An 11,940-nucleotide genomic window follows, 5' to 3' on the forward strand; every position below is an offset into this window, starting at 1 on the left:
ACTTAAGAAAAATTATTTTTACAGTTCGTACAATATATCCCGACTTTGACCAATTTTATCGAGAAAGTTTATATGCATAAAAAAAGCCGCTTAAGCGGCTTTTTTTATGCATATAAACTTTTGTATAGAAATTGGCTTTGTTGCACAAAGATTTCATAACTATATGATTTTAAAAGTTTTGATTATTTTTTGATCCAAAATTAAATCTATTTAAATCAAATGCTTACATATTTATGCAACAAAGCCATAGAAATTTAACACAACAAAAATTAGAATACTTGGCATTTTTGGAATGCAAATATATATTTATGATAATTTTTCAAAATGAAGCAATGTTGCTGCTTGCTTTATTATGTCTTACTGTAACTTCATTGGCATTCATTTTTACTAAAGTAAGTATTTTACCGGATTCAGATTCTAATAGAACTTCTACAGTTGATGGTTTACGTGGCATATTGGCTTTATCAGTGATGGCACACCATTTTTATATCACTTATATATGGAAAACTGCAGGGGACTGGGAAAAGCCTGAAAGCATTGTGATTGATAATTTTGGTGCAGTAGCAGTTTCTTTATTTTTCTTGATTACTGGATATCTGTTTATCTCAAAAATCAGAAAAGACAAAGTGTCATGGAAACAACTCTACATTTCACGTATCAAACGAATCGTTCCTTTATATCTATTTGTTTTTCTATTTATTTTGGCAATTACATTACTCAATGTACAGATTACAGCATCAAATTTCACAGAATTCCTGAAGTGGGTGAGTGACTGGATTTTTTTTAAAGGTGGAAGTTTTCAAAACTTTGAAAGTGGGCGAGTCATTGCTGGTGTTCATTGGACATTAATATATGAATGGAAGTTTTATTTCGCTTTACCCCTAATTTTTGCGATCTGGCAACAAAAGATTCCAAAATGGCTATCTAGCATTTTATTCATTGCTTTCATTATATATGTCTTTAAACATAAGTCTCATCACGTATATGCATTGTTTTTTCTTTCGATTCCAGCAGTACTGTATAAGGATAGATTTAAACAATTTATGCAGACTAAACCCGCTATTACCCATATTGTAGTATGCACTTTAAGCATCATAGCATTGTTCTTGACGGAAGCTTATTCGTGGCCACAGATGCTAAGTTTGGCTGTTATTTTCTCATTCATTGTTTGTGGATATAGCTTTGGAGTCTTAAATCATAAGGGTTTAAAGGTACTTGGAGAAATAAGTTATAGTATTTATCTAGTACATGGGCTTGTGTTGTACATACTTTTTACCGTAATTAATATTGTGGACTTGAAAACAATTTCATTGGAAAAATATTATTTATTCTTCTTTCCTGCAGCATTATTAGTGTCGATTGTATCTTTATTTACTTATAAGTTTATTGAGTTCCCTTTTTTACGAAAGCCATTAAAAAGTTCTGGTCGTGGAAGATTAGATCAACCAAATAAAAAAACCGCATAAAGCGGTTTTTTTAATGTAATTAATAAGGTAGATAAGAAGTAAAATGCCAATAAGTATATAAATATATGGTTGCCCAAGAATTTTATTTTCTACAATAAGTTTAAATAGTTCTGTCACTAATATTGTCCTAAAAATAAATTATTAATAGTTAAAGACCAAATTTATAACAGAAAAATATATCTAACAATGTGTTGTCAACACATTGTTATCTTTATTATATTGATTTAGCACATTGCTAAATGTGTTACACAGCAAAATCGCTGGCAGGCGTAGGAACTGGTTTTAATTCAAAAAGAGAGCAGAAATTATCTGCTCAGAAGTAGTTTCTTATCTTAAGCTCCTGTTTGTGTCCTAATTGTAAAATGGTGATTAATAGTCTCGGTAACTGTGATCCCTTTTGTTACAACCCCTAGATCTAAATGTTCCTTAGTGCTCTCATCAGGATTCAGATCGACATGGACGCTAGATAAAACACCTAAAAATATAAATCTAGTTGCATCAATTCTTAAAGTATTGTTACGGTCAATGAATGGAGTTCCTTCATTAAGGATGCAAACTGGACTACCACTAGAACCGGGAAAAACTGATGCATCAATTAAGAATTTTTTCTCTTTATTAAAATCATTTTTAATTGGTGTTGCTGTAAATCCATGTCGAGCTATTGGTAGTAGGTTGGCACTATCAATGAGACCTTTTGGATATCCCACAAAAACAACATTTTCGATGCCAGAAATATCTGGGAGGTCTTCTTCACTGATAAGAGTGTTATTACTAATATAGTTATAGTAAATATATTCTTTTTTACTATCTAATATCGCTTCAACTTCGGTAAAGTCAAGGATTGCAATATCAATATTACTATCAGGATGAAATTTCCATTTGTTTTCCCATTCATGTGAATTTAATCTCCATGTTACGCAATTGCCTACATCTAATTCCTTTGTAGGGTATGGAGAGCGTGAAGCGTGAAATAGAACTGCACCATTGTTATTATCAGTAATTACATGTCGATTAGTAACTAGAAATATTTTCGCCATACCTCCAAAGTCATGGATGTAAAAAAAAGCTGTTCCTGTTTTATTATTACCAATAATTTGCACTGTTGAATAATAAAGTTTATCTGCAAGATATTGTCTGGTCATATAGTATTTCCGTTAATTGTTAATTTTAACTTTATGAGTTACATTTTTTTCGAAGTACATTTCTAATATCTTTCTCTGTAAAATACATTCTCCCCGTATTTAGATCCATTAATTGTAAAATACGATCAACCCTAAATGTTCTTTCATCTTCAGCAGAGAAGCAGAACGCATTTACATAGTAGTAATATTCTCCATCATATTTTTTCTTTTCAAAATCTAAGGGATCAATATTACGTGATGATATTTCGCCATTAGCAGACTCATATTGAATGCTAAAAGTTGGGGTATAGCCATAAGAAAAATGCTTATCGTCTTCATAGCCTAAATGGTGAAATTGATTTAAATGATGCGGCTGATTACTCATCTTTTCTAAAGCAGCCATTTCTTTAGCAACTTTATTTTTTTCTACAATAGCCTTAGAGTGTTCCTCCATTTTAGCTTTAGTTTTTTTCCATTCTTCTTTTAAGTCATTTTTGTATTTGGTCCAGTTTTCTTTAAATATCGATTTGTTGTTTTTTAGATTTTCATTCAAATGAATATTTGTCTTTTGTATCCCATTTTTCAAGTCTATCCATAATGATCTTGGGGGAATATAGGGGGTAAATAGAGTTTCACTTTTGATTCGTAAACTAATTGGTTTATTAATTTCTTTAGAATGTTGAACGTTAAGCTCAGAAAATTCGATTTTATTTTCGGGTTTAATAAATTGTTCTGTAAGTAGAATATTTGTCGGTTTTAAGAGGGTATAACGAGAAGTAGCGGCTTTACCTGCTTGAATACAGATGATGAGCTGTATTATAAGTCCGATTAATAGCCCCCATAAACTAAAATCATTGTTAGGTTGCTTAGGTAGGGCTATACAGAAAATAATAATAAGAATTGCTTGATAGCCAAGCCAAAGCTGCAGGATCTTCAAACGAGTTGGTAGTGTATTCCCCCTAGTAAAGCCAAACCATTTAGGTTTAATCAGATAAGGAATAATACTCCACACTGCAATGAAATACATACCAAAAGTAAAGTACACAAACCATAATTGCATAATAGGATTCACACTTTTTTATTTAAAAAATATAAATTTAATAAAGTTACTAATTGATTATATTCTGTTAACACAGTGTTATGTTTATCAAAATTAATTTTTTAACAATGTATTGACAACACATTGTTATCTTTACTATAGTGATTTAACACATTGTTAAATGTGTTACACCGCAAAATCGGTGGCAGATGTGGAAGTCTGTTTAATCATCCTACAAGCGCAGAAATATTGGTCGCTTAAGCGTCCTTTTTTTTGTCTAAAAAGTCTGATCGGCTATACTTGTTATGGTAGATCGGGCAGGGCAGCCTTGTGCTGGCCGTGTCTTGTAGGACGGTACTTCCACCCCTGTTCGGTCTACCACCATTCTGTGGAAGGAATGGCGGTAGGTTAAAAACCTAACCTACGAGATAACATCATGACTTACCAAAATCATGGCGTAGCTATACGTCTACCAAATAATAATATCCATCCGTTCCCGGCTCTCGTCGGACCTGTTCATCCTTCAGCAGTTCTACAAAACGTACTGGACTATTCAGTTCAGGAGCGTATGTATCAAGTTTGTCTGCAGCGTTTGCTCTCACCAGATTTTGCTGGCCAAACTGGCACATTAGTGCCTGAGTTCCAACAAAATGAAGAATTTCAAGGAGGAGTTAAGCTCTATATGCATCCTGGTGTGATCGCATTTTTGCTCTTACTGTTTTTAACATCTGTTTATTTACTTGTAGGGGCATATCAATGAATCACAATAGTATTTTTTCTTATATTCCGCTAACTCCACGAGTCGTAGTTTCTAACCCGGAACATATGCCTATACTTGCTTATTTCATGACAATTTTGGATGCGGCAAGTAAACAAGAGCTAGATTTTAACCATACACCGGAACTTTTTGGCTTTTTAAGTATAAATCCTGAACAAGTCAATGATTTAGCTGAATTAACATCGTTAAAGCCAATCGACATGGCAGATTTGAGAAAGGCTCTGAATAGTTTGATTTATCCTGTTTTCCGGGGGGAAACCACGATAAATAGTCCGCTTTGGAATAATCAACCAACTGTCGTTTGGCAATTTCAATTGAATGTTATGGATAGTTGGAACTTTAAAACGATGAAAAATTCAGTAGACAAAGCAGTAATGTCATTTGATCAAGTGTTAGGTATGGTTCGTATTTTAAGAAGTTCGCTAGAAGCAAGACATCAAGACCCAGAAGTTACTTTTAACACAAATGACTTTGCTAACGTTCTTTTAATGGTAGAGGAGAAGTTGTCGGAGGCCCAGCAACTTCTCGACCCTGATAATGGGCTTCTGGACGATTAACTCTGCAGTTGCTGAAGATCAGTTGCATAACCTTCGATCAAAGACATTAAACTGCGTTGAGCATGTTCAGGTAATTGTCGATAGGCTTTGAGCATAACTGACTCTTCTAATGTCAGACCCTGATGATCAGGGTCTGCACCAAGCAAAATGTAATGAATATCCAGACCCTTTTTATGCATTTGCTGTAAATAAACCCATTGATATGGGACATGGTCACGAAGATAGTTTCCTATTGTATTTTCGTGAGCACCAATCTCACGTGACAACCGCTTAGCTGGATAACTGCATCGGCGTACTTCTCTTTGGAAGCGTTCGGTCATTTCCTTTGTTACGACATCAACGGACATATATTGAACCTTTTATACTTAAAACGGTGCAAACAATGTGTTATCTTTATTGTAAGCACATTATTAGAACCTTAGGATACATCATGAACACACAAACAACACCATATCCACGACAAAGACAGAAACGAATCACTGCTGAAAGAAAACCTTTCACGATCTACCTCACAGAAGAACAAAAAAAGGAGCTAGAAGACACAGCCAATGAACGCTGTATCAGCCAAGGTCTATTAGCTATGAACCGCTACGAAGCAGGTTTACAGTTAGAACAACAAAAGGAGCAGTAATCATGTCTCAATTTGTTAGTTACCAAAGTAAACAGCCTCGTGACAATCGTCGAAACGTGAACCTAAACGAATCAGAAAAAATGCTTTTTGATGCGATGTCACAAATAACCGGTACACCAATTGCCATCATCATCCGCGAGTTTGCTCTACGTCATGCCATTCGTCTCATCATGGATACGGAGCAATCTATCTTAGATCGTGCCATGAATACAGGCGCTCTAGAGCACCTCCAGAGGGGCTAAAAGGGGAAGCTGTCATGAGACACGAAATGCAACTTACCGAGCAAGAAGAAAAAGTTTTCGAAGAGGTTCGCCAGTTACATAACTTGGCGACCATTGAGGAAGCGATTCAATTTGTGATTCAGCAAGGCATTAAAACCCAACTGCAGCAAATTGCAGAACATGTTGTACAACCAAGAAAATCCTAAGAGTTTATGATGTATCCAGAGACGCAAAGAGAAGCAGTCCGCAGACTTGAAAATGAATTTCACTTTAAAAAGAGAGGGGAATATTTAACTCAAGGTATTTGTCCGAACTGTAAGTATAAAGAGCTTTATGCTTATGCTGAGGCACCGTGGACCCTTCAATGTAACCGACGCAGTAAATGTGCCCATGTTGTTTACTTACGTGATCTCTATCCTGATCTTTTCGAAAATTGGGAAAAACGCTTTGCCCCATCTGAGAAAAACCCGACCGCAACCGTAGATGCGTATCTGGTTGAAGGTCGTGGTTTTCCGGTCGACAAATTGCGTGGCCATTACACGCAAGAATATTACAAGCTTTGGGGTACAGATTTAGGCTCTGTCACAATACGCTTCCCAATCATTGACGATCCTAACAACGTTGGTTATTGGGAGCGTTGTCTCGATGACAAAGGTAAATTACCAAAAACCCCAAATCCTAAGAATTTCAAAATGCAAGGTCATGGTTGGGCACCCCCTGAAACCGACCTGATTAATGCACAAGAAATATGGATTACTGAAGGGATTTTTGACTCGATTGCACTGTGGCTTTCCGGTGTAACTACCTTCTCCGCTTTAACCTGTAATAACTATCCATCTATATTGCTGAATAGAATTGCAGAGCAATGTAAGAAAGAAGATAAACCACGCCCAAAGATTGTATGGGCATTTGATGCCGATCAAGCTGGTCGTGATGGCATTGATAAAAACATTGAACGTGCCAAAGCTGATGGCTGGGATTGTGCAGCTGCACTACCGCCTTCAGGCTGGAATAAAACAGATTGGAATGATCTATATAAACAAGAACGATTAACTGAAGCAGATCTTAAAAACTATCGTTATTACGGTGATCTTCATACAGCGGAGCGCCCTGTAGATAAAGCCATTCTAATGTTCAAACGAACTAAATCTAATAGCTTCCCGTTTGACTTCCACAACCGTTTGTACTGGTTCAAGATGAATGCGGATGAATATACAGCTAAGCTCCGCGAATCGGGTATGCACGAAGATGACAATGAAGACTGGTTACAAAAAGAAAAAGACGAATTTGACGAAAAATTAATTGATCAAGCTATTCGGAGTTGCTGTTCGGTCACTGAAATTGCGAACTGTAAGCCTACAGCGCTCTATTACCAATATTCAGCGGAAATTGATGATGCAAAATACTATTTCCGCATCGACTTTCCAAAGAATGCTCACCCGGTAAAAAACACATTTACAGGTGGCCAGCTCTCTGCAGCATCTGAATTTAAGAAACGACTTTTAGCAGTTGCTCCGGGTGTGATCTATACCGGGAATGGTGCACAGCTTGACCGTGTTTTACGTAATACGATTGAGAACATTCGCCGGGTTCAGCTTATTAATTACATCGGTTATCACCATGAGCTTGAAACCTATGTATTAGGTGATATTGCGGTTCAACATGGAAAGACCTATCACATTAATGCTGACGATTATTTCGCATTGCCACGTCAAATCAATTTAAAAGCAAACGTACCGTTCAATTTAAAAATTAATAAGGAACAAGGCGAATATAAAAAGGAATGGATCGACGATCTGATCCAAGCGTATGACGTTCGTGGTCTTATCACTTTAACGGCATTTTTTGGAAGTTTGTTTGTTCAGCAAATTAGAAAAAAACATAAGTCTTTTCCTTTTCTTGAGATTGTTGGCCATGCGGGTACAGGTAAATCCACTATGCTCAATTTCATGTGGAAGCTTTTAGGCCGTCAAGATAATAACGGGGATTATGAAGGTCTTGATCCGAACAAAACATCCGAATCGGGCTTAATCAGAACATTCCGACAAGTATCAAATTTACCAGTGCTTTTGATTGAATCTGATCGCTCTGGAGAGAATCAACCTTATACACGCCAGTTCAATTGGGACATGCTCAAGACTTTGTATGATGGCGGTTCGCTCGGTGCACGAGGCATGAAAACAGGTGGAAATGAAACATATGACCCACCTTTCATGGGGTCTTTGATTGTAAGCCAAAATGCCGAAATCAATGGTTCTGAAGCAATTAAGGGGCGTTTTCTACACATTGGGTTTGAGAAAAAGCACCTCACACAGCAGTCACTTGCAGCCAGTAAACGCCTTCAGAAATACAAAATTGAAGATGTCAGTTATTTCATTCTGAGCTGTCTTGAAAAAGAAGAAAAGATATTAGAAACGTATGAGCAGCTGCAGGAAGAATACGACGACATGATCCGCAGTTCATACACAATTGAAAACTCTCGAATCATTCATAACCACGCTCAATTCATGGCTTTATTCAAAAGTATGGCCGAGCACGTTATTCAAATAGATGAAGAGACACAACGCCAAGTAATTAATGAATTAGGTGAGATGGCCATCCTTCGTGATAAGGCTCTCCAACAAGACAGTGCAATTGTTCAGAACTTTTGGGATACATACGAGCAAATTGAGGCTCAAAAATCATTCACAGAAGACACTGTACTCAACCATCACAGCAAACGTCATAAATATATCGCAATCAACTTTGCCCACCTCTACAACGTCGCTGCAAATTTACGATTCACCTTACCCGAAGTTCGGGAGCTTCAGGACGCGCTGCGTCAAAGCATACGGTACAAATTTTTAGATTCAAACAAGATGGTGGCCAGCAAGATCCAGAACGGGAAGTCCGTTCGCTGCTGGTTGTTTGAGGTTCCATCTGAAACCAACACCAATGACTAACAATAGGAGAGAAGTCATGTATCAATTAACTATTAAAGAAACTCACGGTTTCAAAACTTGGAAACTTAATATAGGAGAGACGCTCCCTAAATGCCCTTCATCTTTCCAATCAGAAAGAAGTGAACTGAAATTAGCAGCGATTTTTTTTCCTGATAACAGCTTAAAGGAATTATTTAAAACAGTTTTAATTGAAAGCTCTCACAACTATTTTTCATTCCAAGTTGACAAGATAGATGCCAAAAATCGTAAAGAAGAAACCCAAACAATCACAATTTTTAAAGGTATGGATGTAATCCCTGAATCAGGTCGTGAACTTGTTTTGCACATGGTAACTGGCCAGTTCTTGGCTCCAGCAGTTTACAAGAAAGACTGTGGTCACTTTCATACACCGGGTGGAGACGCTCGTCCGTACATGATTAAAGAATGGGCTTATCAGGATGAGTTAAACAATGCTTTGGGCCTTACAGCAGTCGATCCAGAGAAATTGAAAGAACTCAACAAACGAGCTGATAACGATAAAGGGGAAACACCTTTTAACTCGGAAAAAATCGCTGGCATGTTAGCTGAAACGTTAGCTGAAATATTCCCAAACGCAAAAGTACACGTTCGTAAATCTTAATTTTTTAGAAGCACACATACAGGAGCGGCCACTCCTGTATGTGGCACATAACAACCGGAGAGAAGTCATGCAAAGCGATTCTAACGCACAAAATATGTCAAACAACAAGTTTCCTTCACAGCTATCAGAAGAAATGTTTAATAACAACGTTGTATTTCGCAAAATCTTACATGTTCCAACGTTAAATGTTGATTTAGATGTCAGTGAAGACTTTGAAGAATTTCTATGGGATTTAGAAAGCCAAAATGGGGAGGATCTAAAAGAACAACACCCGCAATTAGAAGGGTTTATTAATAATGTTTTACGCAATTTGAGTCGAGAGTGGGCCATAGATCATGCAAGTAATTTGGTCGCAGATCATTCTGATTTTGAGTTTTTAATAAATCTTGAAATAGCTATTCCGTTTAATTTCCGTTTTAGTGCGGATGGTGCTTACCAATCTAATTCACTTGGTCGGTCATACCGTTGCCAATGGATTTTTGCCAAAAGCATGAAAGATGCAGCAGAACAAGCAATCAAGCTTGCCGAAAAATTGCATGCTGAAGAAGAAAAAAAAGCGCGCATTGAACAAGGTTTGGAGGGGTAAGTCATGTTTGATGAATTTGAAGATTATGACGATATTTACGACCGTAAATTACCTTCAGCAGTTGCAGAGCGACCTCTATACACATTACCAGAGCTTACCGCAAATCAAAGTTGGAATTGTGCGACGTGTGGTTCAGGTAAACCAATCAAACCGTTACATTTCAACTCAATTTATCAAAGGATTATCAATAACCAAACAGGTGAAACCACCGAAAACGGTCAAATGATGTATGTATCCCCATGCTGTAAAGGAGACCTGTTTATTTGGGATGAGGATTTAGATCAGGAAATCGATATTGATCCAAAACATTTTTTAGAAGATCAATCACAAGATAAAGGGGAGACCGACAATGCATGAATACTATTGTGAATGTGGTGGTCTGTTACTCCCTGATTTTGACGCTTATAAAGTTGGCGATAAAGTTAAATTCAGAGTTCAAAAAAGGGAAAACAGGTATCAAAGTAAAATCTTTGTCACTCAGAAACAATATACAGGTGAAATAACCAAGATTGATGGGGATGAAATCACAGTAAAAGCCCATGTAAGAACCTATATTTTTCACCGTCATGAAATTATGCCTTTAGCTGCACCAAGTCCGATTGCTTATTTGCTGGTTCGTAGTTGCCGTTGCCCAATAACTAAAGGAGTGGGTATATGCGCGGGATAAATAAAGTCATTCTTGTGGGAAGTTTAGGTGCAAATCCAATAACCAAACATTACCCGAACGGTAATACTTACGTTCAGTTTTCGATTGCTACTTCAGAAAAGTATCAAGATAAAAACACAGGTGAATGGATTGAGAATACGGAATGGCATCGAATTATTGCATACGGTCGATTAGGTGAGGTTGCCACTCAAATCTTAAAAAAAGGTTCAAAAGTTTATGTAGAGGGTTCTTTACGAACAAGACAAGTTACCGACCAAAGAGGTCAGCAAGGTTATATAACCGAAGTAAGGGCAAACACCTTTCAGTCTTTAGATAGCCTTCCGCAAGCAAACCCTTATTAATTTTTAATGAGAGATTTAATATGAATAGAAATAAAAACCTGACTTATGGCCATTGGTGGGAATGCGAAGTAAACGTTTTAATCACGATGCTAGAAGACAAAAGACCTGTTCATTTTATTGCGGAAGTTTTAACTAGGGATTACCACGGAGTAAAGACAAAAATTGATGTCTTGCTTCGAAATGGTCGAATTCCATTGGAATTAGTGAAAAAGCCTAAGAAATAAGGACCTTTAAAGCACCTTTAGCGCACCTCGCTAAGGTGCTTTTTTACGTTCAAAATTCAGTAAAAGTACCAAATTTGTAGGAAAAAACATGTCAGCGGGACTCGAAATACGCGGAAAATCATTAAGGATTTGGATGCGTCCGGAACCAGCAGAACCAGTCATAAAAGAGACATTAGATTGGGAATTTACCCCTGAAAATCAGGTTAAGGCGGAGACGCTCGCCAATTATATTAAATTGGAAATTCAACTTGGCCAGTTTAATCTAGCTAAGCATTTCCCAAATTCTAAACACTTAAAAAAGAACCAAATCAGTTATTACGCTCACCTTTATTTGACCCAAACAATCAAGGAGGTTGCCCCAAGCACATACGATTCATACAAAGGCCATGTTTATAACCATATCCTTCCTAAATGGGGCCAGACAAACCCTAAAGACATCAATACAAACATGCTGAAGAAATGGATTGAGGTGTTAAAAGAGAATTTAAATAACAAGACTGTCCGCGAAATTGTCACCCGGTTTTCTCAGATCCATGCCATCTGGCGTGATGAAAGGCAAATGCCCTATAACCCTTTTGAGAATATCGTAATTCATCAGGTCGATACTCCAGAGCCGGATCCCTTCAGCAAAGTTGAAATTGCAATGATCTTAAACACTGAAACGGATCTCGATATTCAAAACTTATTACCTTGCTTATTCTGGACAGGGCTTTCAATGTCTGAACAATGATCCTAGCCAAAATAATGG

At 37.0% G+C, this 11,940-nt stretch carries 16 protein-coding genes and 1 pseudogene; 14 read left to right on the plus strand and 3 right to left on the minus strand.

Annotated elements, in window-relative coordinates:
* The first annotated feature begins 233 nt into the window (after positions 1 to 233).
* Positions 234 to 1,466 (plus strand): acyltransferase, encoded by a 1,233-nt coding sequence (locus tag RFX69_RS01465; RefSeq protein ID WP_004738280.1) that lies wholly within the window; start codon positions 234 to 236, stop codon positions 1,464 to 1,466.
* A gap of 332 nt (positions 1,467 to 1,798) precedes the next feature.
* On the opposite strand, the gene RFX69_RS01470 is transcribed toward RFX69_RS01465, so the two are convergent.
* Both RFX69_RS01470 and RFX69_RS01475 read right to left on the minus strand, forming a co-directional pair.
* A complete protein-coding gene (locus RFX69_RS01470; protein ID WP_004738281.1) occupies positions 1,799 to 2,608 on the minus strand; it encodes a trypsin-like peptidase domain-containing protein in 810 nt (269 codons plus the stop codon).
* A 31-nt stretch (positions 2,609 to 2,639) separates the two neighbouring features.
* Positions 2,640 to 3,647 carry a WYL domain-containing protein gene (locus RFX69_RS01475; RefSeq protein ID WP_004738282.1) on the minus strand — a complete coding sequence of 336 codons (1,008 nt, stop codon included), beginning with the start codon at positions 3,645 to 3,647 and terminating at the stop codon, positions 2,640 to 2,642.
* A 415-nt stretch (positions 3,648 to 4,062) separates the two neighbouring features.
* Between RFX69_RS01475 and RFX69_RS01480 the strand changes: the two genes are divergently transcribed.
* Positions 4,063 to 4,386 carry a hypothetical protein gene (locus RFX69_RS01480; RefSeq protein ID WP_004738284.1) on the plus strand — a complete coding sequence of 108 codons (324 nt, stop codon included), beginning with the start codon at positions 4,063 to 4,065 and terminating at the stop codon, positions 4,384 to 4,386.
* The gene (locus tag RFX69_RS01485) at positions 4,383 to 4,961 is read left to right on the plus strand and encodes a hypothetical protein (protein WP_004738286.1); all 579 of its coding nucleotides are present in this window, start codon (positions 4,383 to 4,385) and stop codon (positions 4,959 to 4,961) included. Before RFX69_RS01480 ends, RFX69_RS01485 begins: the two co-directional genes overlap by 4 nt.
* Here the strand turns inward: RFX69_RS01485 and RFX69_RS01490 are convergent.
* Positions 4,958 to 5,308, minus strand: coding sequence for a hypothetical protein (locus RFX69_RS01490; protein ID WP_004738288.1), 351 nt, complete (start codon positions 5,306 to 5,308; stop codon positions 4,958 to 4,960). The genes RFX69_RS01485 and RFX69_RS01490 overlap by 4 nt on opposite strands.
* A gap of 83 nt (positions 5,309 to 5,391) precedes the next feature.
* On the opposite strand from RFX69_RS01490, the gene RFX69_RS01495 reads away from it, so the two are divergent.
* From RFX69_RS01495 to RFX69_RS01545, 11 genes and pseudogenes are all read left to right on the plus strand, one after another.
* Entirely contained in the window at positions 5,392 to 5,592 is a 201-nt protein-coding gene (locus RFX69_RS01495; RefSeq protein WP_004738291.1) for a hypothetical protein, read from the plus strand.
* Between the two features lie 2 nt (positions 5,593 to 5,594).
* A complete protein-coding gene (locus RFX69_RS01500; protein WP_004738293.1) occupies positions 5,595 to 5,834 on the plus strand; it encodes a hypothetical protein in 240 nt (79 codons plus the stop codon).
* Positions 5,835 to 5,848: 14 nt separating this feature from the next.
* Positions 5,849 to 6,019, plus strand: coding sequence for a hypothetical protein (locus tag RFX69_RS01505; RefSeq protein WP_004738295.1), 171 nt, complete (start codon positions 5,849 to 5,851; stop codon positions 6,017 to 6,019).
* A gap of 9 nt (positions 6,020 to 6,028) precedes the next feature.
* Complete coding sequence (locus RFX69_RS01510) at positions 6,029 to 8,755, plus strand: toprim domain-containing protein (protein WP_004738296.1); 2,727 nt, start codon at positions 6,029 to 6,031, stop codon at positions 8,753 to 8,755.
* A gap of 16 nt (positions 8,756 to 8,771) precedes the next feature.
* Positions 8,772 to 9,374, plus strand: a complete 603-nt coding sequence (locus RFX69_RS01515; protein WP_004738299.1) for a hypothetical protein — start codon at positions 8,772 to 8,774, stop codon at positions 9,372 to 9,374.
* 67 nt (positions 9,375 to 9,441) lie between these two features.
* Positions 9,442 to 9,960 carry a hypothetical protein gene (locus RFX69_RS01520; RefSeq protein WP_004738302.1) on the plus strand — a complete coding sequence of 173 codons (519 nt, stop codon included), beginning with the start codon at positions 9,442 to 9,444 and terminating at the stop codon, positions 9,958 to 9,960.
* A 3-nt stretch (positions 9,961 to 9,963) separates the two neighbouring features.
* A complete protein-coding gene (locus RFX69_RS01525) occupies positions 9,964 to 10,317 on the plus strand; it encodes a hypothetical protein (protein WP_004738303.1) in 354 nt (117 codons plus the stop codon).
* Positions 10,310 to 10,627 carry a hypothetical protein gene (locus tag RFX69_RS01530; RefSeq protein ID WP_004738305.1) on the plus strand — a complete coding sequence of 106 codons (318 nt, stop codon included), beginning with the start codon at positions 10,310 to 10,312 and terminating at the stop codon, positions 10,625 to 10,627. Before RFX69_RS01525 ends, RFX69_RS01530 begins: the two co-directional genes overlap by 8 nt.
* The gene (ssb, locus tag RFX69_RS01535) at positions 10,615 to 10,968 is read left to right on the plus strand and encodes a single-stranded DNA-binding protein (RefSeq protein ID WP_004738307.1); all 354 of its coding nucleotides are present in this window, start codon (positions 10,615 to 10,617) and stop codon (positions 10,966 to 10,968) included. Before RFX69_RS01530 ends, ssb begins: the two co-directional genes overlap by 13 nt.
* A 20-nt stretch (positions 10,969 to 10,988) precedes the next feature.
* Complete coding sequence (locus RFX69_RS01540; protein ID WP_004738309.1) at positions 10,989 to 11,192, plus strand: hypothetical protein; 204 nt, start codon at positions 10,989 to 10,991, stop codon at positions 11,190 to 11,192.
* An 88-nt stretch (positions 11,193 to 11,280) separates the two neighbouring features.
* A pseudogene (locus tag RFX69_RS01545) lies at positions 11,281 to 11,919 on the plus strand (Arm DNA-binding domain-containing protein); the annotation flags it as partial.
* Positions 11,920 to 11,940: the final 21 nt, after the last annotated feature.

The sequence above is a fragment of the Acinetobacter sp. 148 genome (assembly GCF_031196675.1).
Lineage (GTDB): Bacteria > Pseudomonadota > Gammaproteobacteria > Pseudomonadales > Moraxellaceae > Acinetobacter > Acinetobacter baumannii.